17 protein-coding genes are annotated in these 19,464 nt (G+C 71.6%); 5 read left to right on the forward strand and 12 right to left on the reverse strand.

Annotated features, from left to right (window positions below):
• Positions 1 to 217: 217 nt before the first annotated feature.
• From AB0D34_RS03480 to pdhA (AB0D34_RS03490), 3 genes are read right to left on the reverse strand one after another with little or no spacing between them, the layout of a single operon-like run.
• Positions 218 to 1,618 (reverse strand): dihydrolipoamide acetyltransferase family protein, encoded by a 1,401-nt coding sequence (locus tag AB0D34_RS03480; RefSeq protein ID WP_362655808.1) that lies wholly within the window; start codon positions 1,616 to 1,618, stop codon positions 218 to 220.
• Between the two features lie 10 nt (positions 1,619 to 1,628).
• Positions 1,629 to 2,609 carry an alpha-ketoacid dehydrogenase subunit beta gene (locus AB0D34_RS03485; protein WP_362655811.1) on the reverse strand — a complete coding sequence of 327 codons (981 nt, stop codon included), beginning with the start codon at positions 2,607 to 2,609 and terminating at the stop codon, positions 1,629 to 1,631.
• A 2-nt stretch (positions 2,610 to 2,611) separates the two neighbouring features.
• Positions 2,612 to 3,760 carry a pyruvate dehydrogenase (acetyl-transferring) E1 component subunit alpha gene (pdhA, locus tag AB0D34_RS03490; RefSeq protein ID WP_362655814.1) on the reverse strand — a complete coding sequence of 383 codons (1,149 nt, stop codon included), beginning with the start codon at positions 3,758 to 3,760 and terminating at the stop codon, positions 2,612 to 2,614.
• Between the two features lie 503 nt (positions 3,761 to 4,263).
• Between pdhA (AB0D34_RS03490) and AB0D34_RS03495 the strand changes: the two genes are divergently transcribed.
• The gene (locus tag AB0D34_RS03495; protein ID WP_362655817.1) at positions 4,264 to 5,328 is read left to right on the forward strand and encodes a phosphotransferase; all 1,065 of its coding nucleotides are present in this window, start codon (positions 4,264 to 4,266) and stop codon (positions 5,326 to 5,328) included.
• An 84-nt stretch (positions 5,329 to 5,412) separates the two neighbouring features.
• Here AB0D34_RS03495 and AB0D34_RS03500 read toward each other — a convergent pair whose 3' ends face one another.
• Positions 5,413 to 6,975, reverse strand: coding sequence for a protein kinase (locus AB0D34_RS03500; RefSeq protein ID WP_362655820.1), 1,563 nt, complete (start codon positions 6,973 to 6,975; stop codon positions 5,413 to 5,415).
• Between the two features lie 399 nt (positions 6,976 to 7,374).
• Positions 7,375 to 7,917, reverse strand: a complete 543-nt coding sequence (locus tag AB0D34_RS03505; protein ID WP_362655823.1) for a bacterial proteasome activator family protein — start codon at positions 7,915 to 7,917, stop codon at positions 7,375 to 7,377.
• A 136-nt stretch (positions 7,918 to 8,053) separates the two neighbouring features.
• Between AB0D34_RS03505 and AB0D34_RS03510 the strand changes: the two genes are divergently transcribed.
• Positions 8,054 to 8,779 (forward strand): hypothetical protein, encoded by a 726-nt coding sequence (locus AB0D34_RS03510; protein ID WP_362655826.1) that lies wholly within the window; start codon positions 8,054 to 8,056, stop codon positions 8,777 to 8,779.
• Positions 8,780 to 8,805: 26 nt separating this feature from the next.
• Here AB0D34_RS03510 and AB0D34_RS03515 read toward each other — a convergent pair whose 3' ends face one another.
• Entirely contained in the window at positions 8,806 to 9,786 is a 981-nt protein-coding gene (locus AB0D34_RS03515) for an NAD(P)H-quinone oxidoreductase (RefSeq protein ID WP_362655829.1), read from the reverse strand.
• A gap of 147 nt (positions 9,787 to 9,933) precedes the next feature.
• Between AB0D34_RS03515 and AB0D34_RS03520 the strand changes: the two genes are divergently transcribed.
• Together AB0D34_RS03520 and AB0D34_RS03525 are read left to right on the forward strand one after the other, a co-directional pair.
• Positions 9,934 to 10,926 carry an ATP-binding cassette domain-containing protein gene (locus tag AB0D34_RS03520; protein WP_362655832.1) on the forward strand — a complete coding sequence of 331 codons (993 nt, stop codon included), beginning with the start codon at positions 9,934 to 9,936 and terminating at the stop codon, positions 10,924 to 10,926.
• Entirely contained in the window at positions 10,923 to 11,771 is an 849-nt protein-coding gene (locus tag AB0D34_RS03525) for an ABC transporter permease (protein WP_362655835.1), read from the forward strand. The genes AB0D34_RS03520 and AB0D34_RS03525 overlap by 4 nt, the downstream gene beginning before the upstream one ends.
• On the opposite strand, the gene AB0D34_RS03530 is transcribed toward AB0D34_RS03525, so the two are convergent.
• From AB0D34_RS03530 to pdhA (AB0D34_RS03555), 6 genes are all read right to left on the reverse strand, one after another.
• The gene (locus tag AB0D34_RS03530; protein ID WP_362655838.1) at positions 11,772 to 12,887 is read right to left on the reverse strand and encodes a potassium channel family protein; all 1,116 of its coding nucleotides are present in this window, start codon (positions 12,885 to 12,887) and stop codon (positions 11,772 to 11,774) included.
• Entirely contained in the window at positions 12,875 to 14,269 is a 1,395-nt protein-coding gene (locus tag AB0D34_RS03535; protein WP_362655841.1) for a molybdopterin molybdotransferase MoeA, read from the reverse strand. The genes AB0D34_RS03530 and AB0D34_RS03535 overlap by 13 nt, the downstream gene beginning before the upstream one ends.
• On the reverse strand, positions 14,266 to 15,159 hold the full coding sequence (locus AB0D34_RS03540; protein ID WP_362655844.1) for an NTP transferase domain-containing protein: 894 nt from the start codon (positions 15,157 to 15,159) through the stop codon (positions 14,266 to 14,268). Before AB0D34_RS03540 ends, AB0D34_RS03535 begins: the two co-directional genes overlap by 4 nt.
• Positions 15,160 to 15,241: 82 nt before the next feature.
• Positions 15,242 to 16,639, reverse strand: a complete 1,398-nt coding sequence (locus tag AB0D34_RS03545) for a dihydrolipoamide acetyltransferase family protein (RefSeq protein WP_362655847.1) — start codon at positions 16,637 to 16,639, stop codon at positions 15,242 to 15,244.
• The gene (locus AB0D34_RS03550) at positions 16,639 to 17,643 is read right to left on the reverse strand and encodes an alpha-ketoacid dehydrogenase subunit beta (RefSeq protein WP_362655850.1); all 1,005 of its coding nucleotides are present in this window, start codon (positions 17,641 to 17,643) and stop codon (positions 16,639 to 16,641) included. The genes AB0D34_RS03545 and AB0D34_RS03550 overlap by 1 nt, the downstream gene beginning before the upstream one ends.
• Complete coding sequence (gene pdhA / locus AB0D34_RS03555) at positions 17,640 to 18,770, reverse strand: pyruvate dehydrogenase (acetyl-transferring) E1 component subunit alpha (RefSeq protein WP_362655853.1); 1,131 nt, start codon at positions 18,768 to 18,770, stop codon at positions 17,640 to 17,642. Before pdhA (AB0D34_RS03555) ends, AB0D34_RS03550 begins: the two co-directional genes overlap by 4 nt.
• Positions 18,771 to 18,960: 190 nt before the next feature.
• Here pdhA (AB0D34_RS03555) and AB0D34_RS03560 point away from each other — a divergent pair, with 190 nt between their 5' ends.
• Entirely contained in the window at positions 18,961 to 19,446 is a 486-nt protein-coding gene (locus tag AB0D34_RS03560) for an Lrp/AsnC family transcriptional regulator (RefSeq protein WP_362656623.1), read from the forward strand.
• Positions 19,447 to 19,464 lie beyond the last annotated feature (18 nt).

The raw sequence follows: 19,464 nt of genomic DNA on the forward strand, positions 1-19,464 counted from the left end.
CATGTCGGGGTGCCAGGCGCAAGGGGAACAAAAGAACTTCCCTCGCATTGGTGAATGAACGAACCGAGCGCCCGCAGGTAGAGAGTGGCGACGAGACCTGAACGTCATCTACGTGCTCGACCGGTCCTGATCGGCCCGTGAAGGCGTGAAGGGACGGCCGCAACCCAAACTTGCGGCCGTCCCTTCACCGTTGAACAACCTGTCCGGGCCGGACAGGTCACGCCCAGGTGATGAGTTTCTTCGGCTGTTCCAGGATCGCCGCCACGTCGGCCAGCACCTTGGAGCCCAGCTCTCCGTCCACCAGGCGGTGGTCGAAGCTCAGCGCCAGCGTGGTGACCTGGCGGGGCTTCACCTTGCCCTTGTGGACCCACGGCTGGAGCTTGATCGCACCGACCGCGAGGATCGCGGATTCGCCCGGCGGCAGGATCGGCGTGCCGGTGTCGACGCCGAAGACACCGACGTTGGTGATGGTGACCGTGCCGCCCTGCATCGCCGCAGGAGAGGTCCGGCCCTCCTTCGCCGTGGACACCAACTCGCCCAGTGACTCCGCCAGTTGCGGCAGCGTCTTCGCGTCGGCGTCCTTGATGTTCGGGACGATCAGGCCACGCGGAGTGGCCGCCGCGATGCCCAGGTTGACGTAGTGCTTCTGCACGATCTCCTGGTTCGCCTCGTCCCAGGACGCGTTGATGTCCGGGTTCCGCTTGATCGCGACCAGCAGGGCCTTGGCGATCAGCAGAAGGGGGTTCACCCGCAGCCCCGCGAACTCCTTGTCCTGCTTGAGCTCCTCGACCAGCTTCAGGGTGCGCGTCACGTCCACCGTCACGAACTCCGTGACATGCGGGGCCGTGAACGCCGAGCCGACCATCGCCAGTGCCGTGGCCTTGCGGACGCCCTTGACCGGGACACGGGTCTCGCGGACGGAGTCGTACGACGCCGCAGGGGCCGCCGGAACCGGGACCGGGGCCTGTGTCACCGGCGCGGGCGCGGGCGCCTCGGTCGGGCCGGCCGCCGCGTGGACGTCCTCGCGGGTGATGATGCCGTCCGGCCCGGATGGGGTCACCGTCGTGAGGTCGACGCCCAGGTCCTTCGCGAGCTTGCGCACCGGAGGCTTGGCCAGGGGACGGGACTCCACCACGGGAGCCGCCGGGCCATGGCCGTTCAGCTCGGTCTGGACGGCCGCCGACGCCTGCTGGGCCGGGACCTCGGGCCCCTTGCGGGGGCGGCGCTTGGTCGAGGAGGTGGCCACGCCGTAGCCGACCAGGACCGGCTGGCGGCCTTCCGGCTTCGGCTCCTGGAGAGCGGGGGATTCAGGAGCAGCGGGTTCAGGAGCAGCGGATTCAGCGGGCGAGGCCGCCCCGCCCGACACGTCCACCGCGATGATCGACGTGCCCACGTCGACCGTGGTGCCCTCGGGGAAGTGCAGAGCGCGCACCACCCCGTCGTACGGGATGGGCAGTTCGACGGCCGCCTTGGCCGTCTCCACCTCGCACACCACCTGCCCGTCGGTGACGGTGTCCCCCGGCTGGACATACCACTTGAGGATCTCCGCCTCGGTGAGCCCCTCGCCCACGTCGGGCATCTTGAACTCGCGTACGGACGCCTGTGTCATCGTCGTCACGACCCTCTCCTCAGTACGCCAGGGCACGGTCGACGGTGTCGAGCACCCGGTCCAGACCCGGCAGGTACTCCTCCTCCAGACGCGCCGGCGGATACGGGGCGTGGTAGCCGCCGACCCTGAGCACCGGGGCCTCCAGGTGGTAGAAGCAGCGCTCCGTGATCCGGGCCGCGATCTCCGCGCCCGACCCGAAGAACACCGGCGCCTCGTGGACCACGACCAGGCGGCGGGTCTTCTCCACCGAGGCTTGGATCGCGTCGAAGTCCAGCGGCGAGACGGAGCGCAGGTCCAGGACCTCCAGGGACTTGCCCTCCTCGGCGGCCGCGTCGGCGACCTCCTTGCAGAGCTTCACCATCGGGCCGTAGGCGACGAGCGTCAGGTCGGTGCCCTCGCGGACCACCTGCGCCTTGTGCAGCGGACCGGGAATGGCCTCGGTGTTGACCTCGCCCTTGTCCCAGTAGCGCCGCTTGGGCTCGAAGAAGATCACCGGGTCGTCGCTCTGGATGGCCTGCTGCATCATCCAGTACGCGTCCGACGCATTCGACGGCGAGACCACCTTCAGGCCCGCCACGTGCGCGAACAGCGCCTCCGGGGACTCCGAGTGGTGCTCGACCGCGCCGATGCCGCCGCCGTAGGGGATGCGCACGACGACCGGCATCTTGACCTTGCCCAGCGACCGCGCGTGCATCTTCGCGAGCTGGGTGACGATCTGGTCGTAGGCCGGGAAGACGAAGCCGTCGAACTGGATCTCCACCACCGGCCGGTAGCCGCGCAGCGCCAGGCCGATCGCGGTGCCGACGATGCCCGACTCGGCGAGCGGGGTGTCGATGACCCGGTCCTCGCCGAAGTCCTTCTGGAGGCCGTCGGTGACCCGGAAGACACCGCCGAGCTTGCCGACGTCCTCGCCCATGACCAGGACCTTGGGGTCGGTGTCCAGGGCGCGCCTGAGCGACTCGTTGATCGCCTTGGCCAGTGCCATCGTTTCCGCTGCCATGATCAGGCCCCTTCCCCATCCGCGAACGACGCCTGGTAGGCGGCGAACCCGGCCCGCTCCTCGTCGACGAGCGCGTGCCCGTCCGCGTACGCGTGCTCGAAGAGAGCGAAGCGGTCCGGGTCCGGCATGGCACGCACCGCCTCACGCACTCGCCTGCCCAACGCCTCGGACTCGGTCTCCAGTTCCGCGAAAAATCCCTCGTCCGCGTGGTTTGAGGCCTCCAGGTACCGGCGCAGGCGCAGGATCGGGTCCTTCGCCTCCCACGCCTCGCGCTCCTCGTCGGCCCGGTACTTGCTCGGGTCGTCGGAGGTGGTGTGGGCGCCCATCCGGTAGGTGTACGCCTCGACGAGCGTCGGCCCCTCGCCGCCGCGGGCCCGCTCCAGCGCCCACTTGGTGACGGCCAGCGACGCGAGCACGTCGTTGCCGTCGACCCGTACACCGGGGAAGCCGAAGCCCTGCGCGCGCTGGTAGAGCGGCACGCGGGTCTGCTTCTCGGTCGGCTCGGAGATCGCCCACTGGTTGTTCTGGCAGAAGAACACCACCGGGGCGTTGTAGACCGCGGAGAAGGTGAACGATTCGGCCACGTCGCCCTGGCTGGAGGCGCCGTCACCGAAGTACGCGATCACGGCGCTGTCCGCGCCGTCCTTGGCGACGCCCATCGCGTAGCCCGTGGCGTGCAGGGTCTGGGAGCCGATGACGATCGTGTAGAGGTGGAAGTTGTTGCTGTTCGGGTCCCAGCCACCGTTGTTCACACCGCGGAACATGCCGAGCAGGTTGGTCGGGTCGACCCCGCGGCACCAGGCCACGCCGTGCTCGCGGTAGGTCGGGAAGACGTAGTCGTCGTCGCGCAGCGCCCGCCCGGAGCCGATCTGGGCGGCTTCCTGGCCGAGCAGCGAGGCCCACAGGCCCAGTTCGCCCTGGCGCTGCAGTGAGGTGGCCTCGGCGTCGAAGCGGCGGGTGAGCACCATGTCGCGGTAGAGGCCGCGGAGCTCTTCGGGGGTGATGTCCGCGACGTATTTGTCGTAGGTCGCGTTCTTGACGCGTTTGCCCTCGGGCGTCAGCAGCTGAACCAGTTCGGGCTTGGTGCTCGGGGACTTCCTCGTCCCGGCGCTGCGTCGCGGCTTGCGCGCGGCAGTGCTCTCCACGGTCACGTGTGCTCCTCCGTCGGTCCGGCCCCCGGGATTGCCGGGTACCAGTGCGGCTCGCCTGCTTCCGACACCCGGGGCACGGGGTGGGTGCCACTCGGCCGGAACAGGCGTGACAGGTGCCCCGGCGAGCGCCCTGCAAGAATCACGTTACCCAGTGCTCCACATTTCTGTGAAACCCCCTTTGACCTGCGATTTTGCTTGGATTTCCAAGTAAATCGGAAAAGAGCCGAAGGGGCGCTGGTCACAGCCTTGCAGCAGGCCGGAGCAACGGCACGTTATCCCGTCCACCCAGGCCACCGGAAGACTTTCCGTGTCTGACTTGCCGAGCGCGCGAAGACGGAGAAATCAGGGTATTCCTCCTCGACGACCTCGACGTACGGTGGCCGGGTACGCCTCTTCGAGAACACACCGTGACTGAATATGACCTGCTGTGACAACGCCCAGCTCACAGCCCTGTTCCGTGCCCTAGCATCTGGCGCGTGCCGCGCTCTCCTGTACCACCCCTGATGCCTCACGCGCCCCCGCTGGGCGCCCTCCTCCGCCAGTACGGCGCAGGGTCCGCCCTCGCCTGCGACCCCGTCGACCAAGGGCTCCTCAACCGCGGCTACCGGCTCCGCACCACCCGCGGCCACTACTTCCTCAAGCACCACTTCGACCCCGAGACGGCCGCCCCGGAGGCGATCGCCCGCCAGCACCGGGCCACCCGGCGCCTGGCCGATCTCGGCGTCCCGGTGGCCCCGCCGCTCCCCGGCCAGGACGGCCGCACGGTCGCTGTCGTCGGCGGCCACGCCTACGCCCTCCATCCCTGGATCGACGGCCGCCACCACCACGGCACCCAACTCAGCACCGACCAGTGCGAACGGCTGGGCGCACTGCTGGGGGTGGTGCACGCGAGCCTGGAGCGGGTGATGCCGGTGGAGGCCGGTGCGGTGCCGAAAGGGGGCGTACGAGCGGATGCGGGAGTGCGCCGGGATGAGGGCGCGCCGGGTGCCGGGCCCGCCGAGACCGGCACCGACCCCGCCGTCACCTTCGCCCTCATCGACGACCTCCTCGCGCGTGTGCGCCGGCACCGGCCCGCCGACTCCTTCGACGAACTGGCCCGGCACCGCCTTCTGGAGCGGCGTGCGCTGCTCGAACAGCACGCGGGGCGGCGGCCTCCGCACAGTGGGCCGGTGGGCTGGGTGCACGGGGACTTCCACCCCTTCAACCTGCTCTACCGGGGCGACGCGCCCGCCGCGATCGTCGACTGGGACCGGCTCGGCGTGAAGCCCCGCGCCGAGGAGGCCGTACGCGCTGCCGCGATCTTCTTCGTACGGCCCGCGGGGACGCTCGACCTGCCGAGGGCGCGGGCCTACGCGCGCGCGTACCGCCGTACCGCGGGAGCGACCCCCTCGGAACTCGCGGCAGCCGTGCACCGCGTGTGGTGGGAGCGCCTCAACGACTTCTGGATGCTGCGCTGGCACTACGAACGCGGCGACACCCGCGCGGACCCCCAGTTCCCGGCGGCCTCGGCGCTGGTGGTGTGGTGGACGCGGGAGTACGACGCGGTGTGCGACGCGTTCGTCGGCTGACGTCGGCGCCGTACGAGCAGACAAACGGCACGCACGCGTGGGGCCCGTTCCAAGGACCCACGCGTGCGTGAGGGGTTCAGCGGTTCAGGAGTCCTCGTCTCCGCCGGTGGGCCCTGAGATGACGCCACCGCCCCCGGTCGGTTCCGCCGTGTCGCTGGGCTCCGCCGTGTCCGTCGGTTCCGCGGTGTCCGTCGGCTCCGTCGCAGTCTCAGTCGGCTGGGTGGGCGTAGGAGAAGGCGTGTAAGAGGGTGTGTACGACGGCGTATAGGACGGTGTGTACCCCGAGCCGCCCGAGCTGCCGCTGTCGTCGGTGGACGTGTCGGTCGACTCGTCCGTCGCCGTCTCGCTCGGCGTCTCGCTGGCCGACTGGTCGTCGGTGGTCTGCGAGGTGGTCGCCGTCGGCGTGATGTCGGTGCCGGCACCACCCCCGCCCCCGCCGTTGAGCGCCAGCGCGACGCCCGCCGCGACGGCGATCACCGCGAGGACGGCGAGGATCCACAGCTTGCCGCGGCCGCTGCCCCGGTTGCCGTGCCCCTCGAAGCCGCCGTCGTCCCCGCCGCCGTAGCCGCCCGGCAGGATCGGCTGGGGGATCTGGGTGGTGCCGGAGGCGGCGCCGGGGTGCGGAAGCACACTGGTGCTCGCGAAGCCCGCGGCGGGCGTGCCGCGGCCGTCGTGCACCGTCACCGGGCCGGTGTTCCAGGTGCCGGTGTGGCCGCCCTGGTCGTACAGCATCTGGAGGCCGTACTGGACGAGCCCGCGCATCTCCTCGGCGGTCTGGAAGCGGTCGTCGGGCTCCTTGGCGAGCGAGCGCATGACCAGGCCGTCGAGCTCCGGCGGGACGGCTTCGGAGACCTGCGACGGAGGTGTCGGGATGTCCTGGACGTGCTGGTAGACCACGGAGAGCGGGGTCTCGCCCGTGAACGGCGGCCGCAGCGCGAGGAGTTCGTAGAGGAGACAGCCCGTGGCGTAGAGGTCGGAGCGGTGGTCGACCGCCTTGCCGAGGGCCTGCTCGGGGGAGAGGTACTGCGGGGTGCCCATGACCATGCCGGTCTGGGTCATGGTGGTGGACGCGCCGTGCAGGGCGCGGGCGATGCCGAAGTCCATCACCTTGACCGCGCCGTTGTGCGTGATGATCACGTTCGCCGGTTTGATGTCGCGGTGCACGATGCCGTGCTGGTGCGAGTAGGCGAGGGCCTCCAGGACCCCGGAGACGATGATCAGGGCCTGCTCGGGCCCGGGCGCCTCGGCGTTGATCAGCAGGTCACGGATCGTCCGTCCCTCGACGATCTCCATCACGATGTACGGCACCGACTGGCCGCCCACGAAGTCCTCGCCGGAGTCGTACACGGCGACGATCGCGTGGTGGTTGAGGCCGGCCACGGACTGGGCCTCGCGCGTGAAGCGGGCCTTGGAGGTCGGGTCCTCGGCGAGGTCGGCCCGGAGCAGCTTGACCGCCACGGTGCGGCCGAGCCGAACGTCCTCGGCGGCGAACACCTCGGCCATGCCGCCCCGGCCGAGTCTGCGGGTCAGCCGATATCGGCCGTCCCCCACCAGTCCGCCGTTACCCCACAGCTCCGGCGCATCTGACATTCCGCCGCCAGTCGCCTCGGGGTCGGACGGGCCCTGAGCGCGCTGCTGCTGTGCCATCGGTCCTCGCCGTCGTTTCTGCCCGCGGTGCGCGCGGTGTTGTTACGGTCTCCGTCGGCCACGCTACAGCCTTCGCGCAAGCCGCCGGTCCGGGATGAGCCCGGGGGCCGGCCCGAGACGGACCGGCCATCAAACCTGTACTACGTCTCGGCGTGCAAATCCTGTGTACCGGCGGTAGGGCACCTGTAACGCCCGCGCCACCTTTCTTTCGCGTACGGTCACGGAACGGGCACCGCGTCCGACGCGTCGGCGGCCGGTTCCCGGCGGGGCTTTCGTGGCCAAGGTCACGCCCGCCGGTTTCGCCGGGGCGCCGAAGAAAAACCCGAACGAGCGTTTCCCACAGGCGAAGTGAAGGGCCCGGCGGCATCGGCCGCCGGGCCCTTCGTCGGTTCAGGGGGTTTACAGGTACGGTCCGCCCGTGCGGCCGCCCGCGCGCGGGTCACCGCCGTCCTCGTGACCGCCGACGCCCGGCGGGAGCGCGCGGCGCATCTGCTCCAGCTGGGCCCGCGCGGCCATCTGCTGGGCGAACAGGGTGGTCTGGATCCCGTGGAAGAGGCCCTCCAGCCAGCCGACCAACTGGGCCTGCGCGATGCGCAGTTCCGCGTCGCTCGGGGTCGAGTCCTCATTGAAGGGCAGAGAGAGCCGCTCCAGCTCCTCGACGAGCTCGGGGGCGAGCCCGTCCTCCAGCTCCTTCACCGAGCTGTGGTGGATCTCCTTGAGCCGGGCCCGGCTGGCCTCGTCGAGGGGAGCGGCGCGCACCTCTTCGAGCAGCTGCTTGATCATGCTGCCGATCCGCATGACCTTCGCGGGCTGCTCGACCATCTCCGTGACCGGAACCTCGCGGGAGTCGTCGTCCCCCCCGCCGCCCAACGCCATCCCGTCCTGGCCCACGACCAGGATCTGGGGGCTTTCCGGCGAACCTTCGTTCCTCGGCATCTCCATGCCGCCATTCTCTCGCACCCGTACACCTCATCAGTGGGGTGCCCCCGGTGTGTGCTGATCCACCGTTCACAGAGCAGATCAACACCAGGGCACCACCCGGAATGCCGGGATCTCCATGAAATGCCAGTCTTGTTCCGTGACTCCCTGGCTGCGCGCGACGGTACTGGCGGTGGTGCTGGTGGCGAGCACGGCCGTCGGACCGCTGGAGAGCTGGTGCTACGGGGTAGAGCAGGGCTACGGCGGCGGTCGGGGGTACGGCACGCAGCAGAGTCACGGCAACGGGTCGGCGTACGGCGCAGAGCCGGTTCGGCGCAGCGGATCCCTGACCCGTGCCTCCTCCCCTTCCGGACGTCCGCCAGATCCGGCGCCGGGACCCAGGTCGGCATCGGCGTCGATGCCGGCCCGTGGACCGGAGGCCACCGCCGGAGCGTCCTCACCCTTCCGGCCGTCCGGCGCTCCCGTGAACTCCTCGCCACCGCATGGGCCGCTCCGGGCCTCCCCGTCGGCCTCCCTCGCCCCCACCCCGTCCGCCGCCACGCCCTCCCGGGCCGGGAGCCGGGCCGGTGAGGGACGGGAGCGGCCGGGGCGCCGTGAGAAACCGGAGGAGACGGATGCCGCCGGTGCCGACCCGTCCGGCGCCGGCGACGGCCACGACGACGGCGACCTCGCCGCCGTATCGGATCCGCCCCGGGAGACCGCCGTAGCACCGCCGTCACGACCTGCGAAGCAGCCCGCGGGGCAGTCCGCGGAGCGCCCAGTGGCGAGCCCCAGAGTGTTCATCCTGCCGCTCGGCACCGGCCTGGTGCTGGTCGGGCTGGGCCTGGGGATCGGCCTGTTCGCGCTGCGGATACGACGCGGCTAGGACCGACCGGCCCAACCGCACCGGACTCACACCGTGACCAGCAGGACCTTGCCGATGTGGCCGCTCTCCTCGACCACCCGGTGCGCGGCCGCGGCCTCGCTCATCGGCAGTTCGCGGTCGACGACGGGACGCACGTGCCCGGCGTCCAGCAGGGGCCACACATGCTCGCGCACGGCCGCCACGATCGCCGTCTTCTCGGCCGGCGGTCGCGCCCGCAGCGAGGTCGCGCTGATCGCGGCCCGCTTGTTCAGCAGCGTGGCGATGTTCAGCTCGCCCCTGATGCCGCCCTGCATGCCGATGATCGCGAGCCGCCCGTTGACGGCGAGCGCCTTCACGTTGCGGTCCAGGTACTTCGCGCCCATGTTGTCGAGGATGACGTCGGCGCCCGCCCCGTCGGTGGCCTTCGCCAGCTCCTCGACGAAGTCCTGCTCGCGGTAGTTGATCAGGATGTCCGCCCCCAGCTCGGCACAGCGGTCCAGCTTCTCGCGGGTGCCCGCGGTCACGGCGACCTTCGCGCCGACAGCCTTGGCGAGCTGGATCGCCATCGTGCCGATGCCGCTGGAGCCGCCGTGCACGAGGAGGGTCTCGCCGGGGCGCAGGTGGGCGATCATGAAGACGTTCGACCAGACCGTGCAGACCACCTCGGGCAGCGCGGCCGCCCGACGCGCGTCGAGGCCCTTGGGCACGGGCAGCAGCTGCCCGGCCGGCACGGCGACCTTCTCGGCGTAGCCGCCGCCCGCGAGCAGCGCGCACACCTCGTCGCCGACGGCCCAGCCGGAGACCCCGGGGCCGACCGCGGCAATCCGCCCGGAGCACTCCAGGCCGGGGTAGGGGGAGGAGCCGGGCGGCGGGTTGTAGAAGCCCTGCCGTTGCAGGATGTCGGCGCGGTTGACGGCCCCGGCCACCACCTCGACCAGCACCTCGCCCTCACCGGCCACGGCATCCGGCACCTCGCTCCAGACCAGCGCCTCGGGCCCACCGGGTTCGGGAATCGTGATCGCATACATGGGCCCGACGCTACTCCTCGGTCTCAGGTCGCAGATCTCTCCGTCCTTGGACCGGTCCTGCCGAAAACCCCGTGCACGACCGATGAGTTTGCGCGACGGTAAAGGTCTCCCCATGCGTAACCCAAGTACGCGGAAGGAAACCCACCCATGAGCCAGCACACGTCAGGCCTGGCCATCGAGACGGCGGGCCTGGTCAAGACGTTCGGCGAGACCAGGGCGGTCGACGGGGTCGACCTCGCGGTGCCGGCCGGCACGGTCTACGGCGTCCTCGGCCCGAACGGCGCCGGCAAGACCACCACCGTGAAGATGCTCGCCACCCTCCTGCGACCCGACGGCGGCGAGGCCCACGTCTTCGGCCACGACGTCGTCCGCGAGGCCGACGAGGTCCGCGGCCGGGTCAGCCTCACCGGCCAGTACGCCTCCGTCGACGAGGACCTCACCGGCACCGAGAACCTGGTCCTGCTGGGCCGCCTCCTCGGCCACCACAAGAAGGCCGCACGCGAGCGTGCCGGACAGCTCCTGGAGGCCTTCGGACTCACGGAGGCCGCCGGAAAGCAGGTCAAGCACTACTCGGGCGGCATGCGGCGCCGTATCGACATCGCCGCGTCCATCCTCAACACCCCCGAGCTCCTCTTCCTGGACGAGCCGACCACCGGCCTCGACCCGCGCTCCCGCAACCAGGTCTGGGACATCGTGCGCGCGGTCGTCGCCCAGGGCACCACCGTGCTGCTGACCACGCAGTACCTGGACGAGGCCGATCAGCTGGCCTCCCGGATCGCCGTCATCGACCACGGCCGGGTGATCGCCGAGGGCACCAAGGGCGAGCTGAAGGCCTCCGTGGGCGCCGGAACCGTACATCTGCGTCTCAGGGACGGCGGACAGCGGCCCGAGGCGGCGGAGATCCTGCGACGGTCCCTGGAAGCGCAGGTGCAGCTGGAACCGGACTCGGTCGCGCTGACGGCCCGGCTCGGTTCGGCGGCCAGTGACACGGCCGCCGAGCAGGCCTCCCGAGCCCTCGCCGAACTGGCACGCGCGGGCATCACCGTCGACAACTTCTCGCTGGGCCAGCCCAGCCTGGACGAGGTGTTCCTCGCCCTCACCGGACATCCCACCCACGAGACCGAGGAGGCGGCGGCATGAGCACCGTGACGCAGACCGAGGCCAAGGACCTCGCCCCTGTCAGTGCCGAGTCGCTGGCCGCGCTGCTCGTCGCCGGGGAGCGGCCGCCGCGCCCGAGCGCCTTCTCGGCCTCCCTCACCTTCGGCTGGCGGGCCATCCTCAAGATCAAGCACGTGCCGGAGCAGCTCTTCGACGTCACCGCGTTCCCGATCATGATGGTGCTGATGTACACGTACCTGTTCGGGGGCGCCCTGGCCGGGTCCCCGAAGGAGTACATCCAGTTCCTGCTGCCCGGCATCATGGTGATGTCGGTCGTGATGATCACGATGTACACGGGCATCTCGGTGAACATCGACATCGAGAAGGGTGTCTTCGACCGCTTCCGGACGCTGCCCATCTGGCGGCCGTCGACGATGGTCGGCTATCTGCTCGGTGACGCCCTGCGCTACACGATCGCGTCCGTGGTGATGCTCACCGTCGGCCTGATCCTCGGCTACCGCCCGGACGGCGGGGTCGGCGGCGTACTCGCCGGGGTCGCGCTCCTGGTCGTCTTCTCGTTCGCGTTCTCGTGGATCTGGACGATGTTCGGGCTGCTGCTGCGCACCGAGAAGTCGGTGATGGGCGTCAGCATGATGGTGATGTTCCCGCTGACCTTCCTGTCCAACATCTTCGTGGACCCGAGGACCATGCCTGGCTGGCTCCAGGCCTTCGTCAACAACAGCCCGATCACCCATCTGTCCTCGGCGGTGCGCGAGCTGATGGCGGGCGGCTGGCCCGCCGACGAGATCGCCTGGTCGCTGGGGTGGGCGGGCCTGTTCGTCGCGGTCTTCGGGCCGGTCACGATGCGGCTCTACAACCGCAAGTGATCACTGCGAGGGCATCGGGGGAAGCGGGCGGGCGTCGGGTGCCACCTGGGTGCCCGGCGTCGCCCGCACGATGGTGATCAGCCGGTCCGTCAGTTCCAGCGTCCCGATGGCCGGATCGTCGTAGCCGAGCACCCGGTGCCCGCGCAGGACGCTCACCACCAGGTCGTCCGTCTCCCTCGGCTTCCGTCCCACCTCGGCCTTTATGACCGGGCGTTCGACGAGGTCGAGCCCGCTGCCCTGCTGGATGAGGTCCTCCATCACCATGCCGGCGGCGGGGCTGAGCACCGAAAGACCGAGGAGCCGGCCGGCCGCGCTGGCGCTGGTGATGACGGCATCGGCGCCGGACTGCTTGAGCAGCGGCGCGTTCTCCTCCTCGCGCACGGCGGCCACGATCTTGGCGCCCTTGTTGAGCTGCCGGGCGGTCAGCGTCACAAGGACCGCCGTGTCGTCGCGCTGGGTCGCGATGATGACCTTCCGCGCCCTGTGCACCTCGGCGCGCTTGAGCACCTCACTGCGTGTGGCGTCCCCGATGATCCCCGTATAGCCGTCGGCGGTCGCGGCGTCGATCGCCTTGCTGCTCGGATCGACCACCACGACCTGTTCCTTCTTCAGTCCCGTCGCACAGACGGTCTGGATCGCCGACCGGCCCTTGGTGCCGAAGCCGATGACGACGGTGTGGTCGCGCAAGGTGGACCTCCAGCGGTTGAGTCGCCATTCCTCCCGGGTGCGTTCGGTGAGAACTTCGAGCGTCGTGCCGACCAGGATGATCAGGAACAGCACGCGCAGGGGCGTGATGACGAAGATGTTGGTGAGCCGGGCGGCGTCACTGACCGGGGTGATGTCGCCGTATCCGGTGGTGGAGAGGGTGACGGTCGCGTAGTACCAGGAATCGAGGAAGTCGACGGACTTGTCGGAGTTGTCGTTGTAGCCGTCGCGGTCGAAGTAGACGATCAGGGCGGTCGCCGTGAGGACCAGCAGGGCCATCAGCACCCGCCTGGCGACCTGGCGGAACGGATGCTCCACCACCTTCCGAGGCAACTTCACCTTGTGGGTCACGAGATGCTCGTCCGCCTGGCGGGCGATCGCGTCATGGCCCGGAAGTTTCACGTGAAACACACCCCGATTCCGGCGGACGCCCAGGGCAGATCGAGCAGTTCAGCCTCCTGCCCCGGCCGGGAGCCCCCGGGCGGTACGACGGCGAGGGCGTCGGCGGCCGCGATGCCCCGCAGCATCGCCGGGCCGTTGTAGTGCAGCGGGATCGCGCTGTCGCCACGCAGGACGACCGGGACGAGCCGGGTGTCGTACGGGTGACCGTGCGCCTCGTCCCGCAGAGGCAGCGTGTACGGCTCCGGGGCCGGGCGTGCGGCCAGGGTGCGCAGCAGTGGCTCGGCGAGCGTGAGCAGGCCGGAGACGGCGGCCAGGGGGTTGCCCGGCAGACCGACGAGGTGCTGGTTCTCCTTGGTGCGGGCCAGCAGCATGGGGTGGCCGGGGCGCACCTTGACGCCGTCGACGAGGAGTTCGGCGCCGATGCGCTGGAGCGTGGGGTGGACGTGGTCGACGGGTCCGGACGCGGTGCCGCCGGTCGTGACGATCACCTCGGCCTGGGAGGTGGTGACCGCCTTGTGCAGGGCCTCGGCGGAGTCGCCCAACCGGCGTACGGCGGTGACCTCGGCGCCGAGCGCGCGCAGCCAGGGCGGCAGCATCGGGCCGAGCGCGTCCCGGATCAGGCCGCCCCTCGGGGTGCCCTCGGTGAGCAGCTCGTCGCCGAGGACGAGGACGTCGACTCGGGGGCGGGGGACGGCGGCGAGGGTGTCGTATCCGGCGGCCGCGGCGAGTCCGAGGACGGCCGGGGTGACCAGGGTGCCGGGCGGCAGGAGCTGGTCGCCACTGCGGCACTCCTGACCGCGCGGGCGGATGTCCTGACCGGGCACCACCTCTCGCGTGGCGTGCAGCCGGCCCTTCTCGTCGGTCTGTCCGTGCTCGCTGCGCAGGACGGCGGTGGTGTCCGGGGGGATACGGGCGCCGGTGGCGATCCGGGCCGCCTCTCCGTCGGTGAGGGGCGCGGGCTCGGCGTGCCCGGCCAGCACCCCCTCGTCCCGCACGGCCCAGGGGCCCGGGCCCGCGACCGCCCAGCCGTCCATGGCCGAGGTGTCGAAGGAGGGGAGGTCGGTGAGGGCGTCGAGGGGAGCGGCCAGGGTGAGACCGAGGGCGTCGTCGAGCCGTACGGAGACGGGGGCCCGGTGGGCGCTCCGGTTGACCGCGCGGGCGGCTCGGGCGGCGCTCGCGCGGGCCTCGGGCCAGGGGGTGGCCTTGTGGTGGGCGTCCCGCCGGGCTGCCGGGCCGGAGCCCTGAGGTGGGGGCGCGGGAGGGCGGTGGCCGCCCTGGTGGGTGCTGCCGTTGTCGTCCCTCACGAGGGCCAGCGCCTCCTCGACGTCGAGTTCGTCGGCGTCCTCGGTCCGCCCGGCGTTCTCGTCGCTGCGCAGGGACCGGGCCGTCATCCGGCGTCCGGGCGGGTGTCGGCGGGCCCGTCGGACGCACCGCCGCTGTCCGCGGCGTCCTCGGCGTTCTCGTCGGCCCAGCGCAGGGCCAGGGCGGCGGCCTTGCGGGAGGCTTCGGCGACCGCCTCGGGTCCGCCGCCCGCCTGTGCGGCCGCATAGCCGACGAGGAAGGTGGTCAGCGGTGCCGCGGGCCTGGCCACGCCGTGCGCGGCGTCACGGGCGAGGTCGAGCAGTACGCCGGTGTCGACGTCGAGGTCGATGCCCAGCTCGTCCTTGACTGCGGTAATCCATTCATCCAACACGTGCCCATGCTCCCTGATGCGTGCCCTGGCGGTGGCGATGTCGTCCCAGGTGTCGCAGTCGAAGGACGCGACGGGGTCGGGGACGCGGGTGAGGTCGAGCGCGGCGGTCAGCCTACGCAGCGGCAGCCCGGTGAGGGTGCCGTGCTCCTTCGTGAGTGCGGTGAGCTCGTGGCGCAGCGAGGGCGCGCGGTACGCGGCCACCAGCGGCTGGTCGCGGCCGTCGGCGTCGGTGAGCAGCACGCCGTCGGCGCCGCCCGTGCGCAGCACGGTCAGCAGCAGTCGTGCGGTGGCCTCCTGGAGGAAGGGCAGGTCGGCGGAGAGCACCAGGACGTACCGCGCGGTGGTGTGCCTGAGGCCGGCGTCCAGGGCGGCCAGCGGGCCGCCGCCGGGCGGGTCCTCGCGGGCCCAGGTCACCGGGCGGGCGGTGGGGCGGGGGGCGGCGACGACGACGGTGGTGTCGGCGTCGGCGCAGGCGGCGAGGACCCGGTCGAGCAGCGGGCGTCCCCCGACGCGCACGCCGGGCTTGTCGGCGCCGCCGAGCCGCCGGGCGGCACCTCCGGCGAGCACGACGACGTCGTATGCGGTCACCCCCCGAGTATGCGGGCCGAGGCGATCACAGGGAACGTGCGGGCGGCGGCGCGGGCGCTGGGCGGGTCGGGCGGCATGGCGGTCACAGGGTGCGCAGCAGGACCGCTGGCTGTTCCACGCAGTCCGCCACGTACCGCAGGAAGCCGCCCGCGGTGCCGCCGTCGCAGACCCGGTGGTCGAAGGTGAGCGAGAGCTGGACCACCTGGCGCACCGCCAGCTCGCCCTCGTGCACCCACGGCTTGGGGACGATGCGGCCGACGCCGAGCATGGCCGCCTCGGGGTGGTTGATGATCGGCGTGGAGCCGTCGACGCCGAACACGCCGTAGTTGTTCAACGTGAAGGTGCCGCCGGTGAGTTCCGCGGGGGTGAGGGTGCCGGTGCGGGCGGCCTCGGTGAGCCGGGCGAACTCGGCGGACAGGGACTCGGCGTCGCGCGCGTGTGCGTCCTTCACCACCGGCACGACCAGACCCCGCTCGGTCTGCGCGGCGAACCCGAGGTGCACGGCGTCGAGCCGCACGATCTCCCTGGCCGCCATGTCCACGGTGGAGTTGAGCTCGGGGAACCGGGCGAGGGCGGCGGTGCAGATCCGGGCGAGCAGCGCGAGCAGGGAGATCTTCGGTCCCCCGGCGGCGTTCATGGCGGTTCGCGCCCGCATCAGCTCCGTGGCGTCGGCGTCCACCCAGCAGGTCGCGTCGGGGATCTCGCTGCGGCTGCGGGAGAGCTTGTCGGCCACCGCGCCCCGGACGCCCTTGAGGGGGATACGGGTCCCTGCGGGGGTGGTCGCAGGGGCTGGTGCCGGGGCGGTGGCCGGTTCGGGCGCTGTGCGCGTCGGTACGGCGGCGGCCCGCAGGGCGTACTCGACATCGGCCCGCAGGATCAGTCCGTCCGGGCCGGAGCCGGTGAGCTCCTTGAGGTCGAGGCCGTTCTCGCGGGCGAGTCGACGGACGAGCGGGGAGATCACGGGAACCGGGCCGTCGGCCACGCCGAGACCACCCGCCTGCCCGTCGCCCCCGCCTGACACGGTCGCCCGGCTCGGCGCGTCCGCCGCGTCCGGCCGCCCGTCGAGCGACTCCGCCCTGCCCGACGACCCGTTCGCCGCTCCGGCCGATGCCGACACCGGCTGCTCTGGACGTACCCTCCTCCTGCGTGCCGGGGGCTCCGAAGTGCCGTATCCGACAAGCACGTTGCCCGAACCCTTGGCGTCCGGAGCCTCGGTCGAACCGCCGGAGGACGCCGCTCCCACCGCCACCGTGATGAGCGGTGACCCCACCGGGAGCTCGCTGCCCTCCTCGCCGAAGCGGGCCGTGACCACGCCGGCGTAGGGGCAGGGCACGTCGACCATCGCCTTGGCCGTCTCGACCTCGACGACCGGCTGGTCGACCGCGACGACGTCGCCGACCTCCACCAGCCAGCGGACGATCTCCGCCCCGGTCAGGCCCTCGCCGAGATCCGGCAGCCTGAACTCCAGCACCTGGGCCATCAGCTCTCCGCCTCCCACTGCAGACGCCCCACGGCGTCCAGGATCCGGTCCACGCCGGGCAGGTGGTGACGCTCCAGCATCGGCGGCGGGTAGGGGATGTCGAACCCGGCCACGCGCAGCACCGGCGCCTCCAGATGATGGAAGCACCGCTCCGTGACCCGGGCCGCGATCTCCCCGCCCGGTCCGCCGAACCCACCCGACTCGTGCACGACGACCGCTCGCCCGGTCCGCCGTACCGAGGCCGAGACCGTGTCGTCGTCGAACGGCACCAGCGAGCGCAGGTCGACGACTTCGAGGTCCCAGCCCTCCTCCCGCGCGGCCTCGGCGGCTTCGAGGCACACGGGTACGGACGGCCCGTACGTGATGAGCGTGGCGCTCCGGCCCGAGCGCCGCACCACCGCGCGGCCGATCGGTTCAACGCTCTGGGGATCCTCCGGGTTCCAGGAGTCCTTCGACCAGTACAGCCGCTTGGGCTCCAGGACGACGACCGGGTCGTCGGAGGCGATGGCGGCGCGCAGCAGTCCGTAGGCGTCGGCGACAGTCGCGGGCGTGACGACATGGAGCCCCGGAGTCGCCATGTAGTACGCCTCGGAGGAGTCGCTGTGGTGCTCGACCCCGCCGATGCCGCCGCCGTAGGGGACCCGGATGGTGATCGGGAGCGGCATCGCGCCGCGCGTGCGGTTGCGCATGCGTGAGACGTGCGAGATCAGCTGCTCGAACGCCGGGTAGGCGAAGGCGTCGAACTGCATCTCCACGACCGGGCGCAGCCCGTACATCGCCATGCCGACGGCCGTGCCGAGGATTCCCGCCTCGGCGAGCGGGGTGTCCGTGCAGCGGTCCTCGCCGAACTCCTTGGCGAGGCCGTCGGTGACGCGGAAGACACCGCCGAGGGTGCCGACGTCCTCGCCCATGACGTGCACGGTGGGGTCCGCCGCCATCGCGTCGCGCAGCGCGCGCGTGAGGGCCTGCGCCATGGTGGCGGGCTTGAGGGCGACGGTGGTCATCGGGTCTCCCCCTCCGCCGCGAGCTCGGCCCTCAACCGGTCCCGCTGCTCGCGAAGTTGCGGGGTGGGCTCGGCGTAGACGTGGGCGAACAGGTCCATGGGGTCGAGGACCGGGTCCTGGTTCATGCGCTCGCGCAGCCCGGCGGCGAACTCCTCGGCGTCCTGGCGGACGGCCTCGATGCCGGCCTCGTCGATGAGGCCGCGCTCGGTCAGTTCGTGCTCCAGGAGGGCGATCGGGTCGTGTCCGCGCCAGGTCTCGACCTCGGCGTCGCCGCGGTAGCGGGTCGCGTCGTCGGCGTTGGTGTGGGCGTCCACGCGGTAGGTGATCGCCTCCACCAGGGTGGGGCCGCCGCCCGCGCGCGCGTGGCGTACGGCGGCGGTGAGGACCTCGTGCGCGGCGGCCGCGTCGTTGCCGTCGACCAGACGCCCGGGCATGCCGTAGCCGACGGCCTTGTGGGCCAGCGACGGGGCCGCGGTCTGCTTGGCGAGCGGGACGGAGATCGCGAAGCCGTTGTTCTGGACCAGGAAGACCACCGGAGCCTGCCAGACGGCGGCGAAGTTGAGCGCTTCGTGGAAGTCGCCCTCGCTGGTGCCGCCGTCGCCCACCATGGCGAGCGCGACCACGTCGTCGCCCTTGAGGCGGGCCGCGTGGGCGAGGCCGACGGCGTGCGGGAGCTGGGTGGCGAGGGGGGTGCACAGGGGGGCGACGCGGTGCTCGCGCGGGTCGTAACCGGTGTGCCAGTCGCCGCGCAGCAGGGTGAGCGCCTGGACGGGGTCCAGGCCCCTGGCGACGGCGGCGAGGGTGTCGCGGTAGCTGGGGAAGAGCCAGTCGCGGTCCTCCAGGGCCAGCGCGGCGGCGACCTCGCAGGCCTCCTGGCCGGTGGTGGAGGGGTAGACGGCGAGACGGCCCTGCTTGGTGAGGGCGGTGGCCTGCGCGTTGTAGCGGCGGCCGCGCACCAGCTCGGCGTACAGGCGGCGCAGCAGGGCCGGGTCGGCCCCGGCCGCCGCTGCCGTGCCGAGGACCCGGTGGGGCTCGGCGTCGGGCAGCAGCGGCGCGGGGTCGGTTCGGGGCTGCCAGGCGGGCGGCGGCGACGGCCGATACGCGCCCCGCTGCTCCATGACCGTCATGACGGCACCTCCTCGTGGGAGACGGCTTCGGGCGCGCCACGGGTGTGAGGCGCCTCACCTACCGATTGTTCGGTCGTCGGCACATTTTGGCTACCGGCCCCCTCAGGCTGTGGACAAACGGTTCTCCACAGCCTCCAATGAACGCAGTACGTCCATGACAGGGAGGCAGGGGGACATGGCACCTGAACAAATGGCCGACGGCCCGGAGAGCGGTGCCTCCCTCCCACCCCCACGCCCCCTAGACGCCATCGATCAGGACATCCTCCAGATGCTCCAGGCGGACGGCCGCGCGTCGATAAGGTCGGTCGCCGAACGCGTCCATGTCTCACGCGCCAACGCCTACGCCCGTATCAACCGGCTCCTGGAAGACGGCGTCATCCGGGGCTTCGGCGCCCGTGTCGACCACGAGCGGGCGGGCCAGGGCACCTCGGCCTACATCACCCTGAAGATCGTCCAGAACTCCTGGCGCACGGTCCGCGAACAGCTCACCCAGCTGCCCGGCGCTTCGCACATCGCGCTGGTCGGGGGCGACTTCGACGTCCTGCTCCTCGTCCACACCCCCGACAACAGATCCCTGCGCGAACTGGTCCTCACCCGCCTCCAGGCGATCCCGGAGGTGCTGAGCACCCGCACCCTGCTGGTCTTCGAGGAGGAGGATCTGGAGCCGCAGGGCTGAGGTCAGGAGCCCCGGAGC

Origin of the sequence: Streptomyces sp. NPDC048420 (assembly GCF_040651535.1) — a bacterium.
Classification (GTDB): domain Bacteria; phylum Actinomycetota; class Actinomycetes; order Streptomycetales; family Streptomycetaceae; genus Streptomyces.

Coding starts and splice junctions, on each gene's coding strand:
- AB0D34_RS03485 (WP_362655811.1), bottom strand. CDS start 2,609: ATGGCAGCGGAAACGATGGCACTGGCCAAGGCGATCAACGAGTCGCTC.
- AB0D34_RS03495 (WP_362655817.1), top strand. CDS start 4,264: ATGCCTCACGCGCCCCCGCTGGGCGCCCTCCTCCGCCAGTACGGCGCA.
- AB0D34_RS03500 (WP_362655820.1), bottom strand. CDS start 6,975: ATGGCACAGCAGCAGCGCGCTCAGGGCCCGTCCGACCCCGAGGCGACT.
- AB0D34_RS03505 (WP_362655823.1), bottom strand. CDS start 7,917: ATGGAGATGCCGAGGAACGAAGGTTCGCCGGAAAGCCCCCAGATCCTG.
- AB0D34_RS03515 (WP_362655829.1), bottom strand. CDS start 9,786: ATGTATGCGATCACGATTCCCGAACCCGGTGGGCCCGAGGCGCTGGTC.
- AB0D34_RS03520 (WP_362655832.1), top strand. CDS start 9,934: ATGAGCCAGCACACGTCAGGCCTGGCCATCGAGACGGCGGGCCTGGTC.
- AB0D34_RS03525 (WP_362655835.1), top strand. CDS start 10,923: ATGAGCACCGTGACGCAGACCGAGGCCAAGGACCTCGCCCCTGTCAGT.
- AB0D34_RS03535 (WP_362655841.1), bottom strand. CDS start 14,269: ATGACGGCCCGGTCCCTGCGCAGCGACGAGAACGCCGGGCGGACCGAG.
- AB0D34_RS03545 (WP_362655847.1), bottom strand. CDS start 16,639: ATGGCCCAGGTGCTGGAGTTCAGGCTGCCGGATCTCGGCGAGGGCCTG.
- AB0D34_RS03550 (WP_362655850.1), bottom strand. CDS start 17,643: ATGACCACCGTCGCCCTCAAGCCCGCCACCATGGCGCAGGCCCTCACG.
- pdhA (WP_362655853.1), bottom strand. CDS start 18,770: ATGACGGTCATGGAGCAGCGGGGCGCGTATCGGCCGTCGCCGCCGCCC.
- AB0D34_RS03560 (WP_362656623.1), top strand. CDS start 18,961: ATGGCCGACGGCCCGGAGAGCGGTGCCTCCCTCCCACCCCCACGCCCC.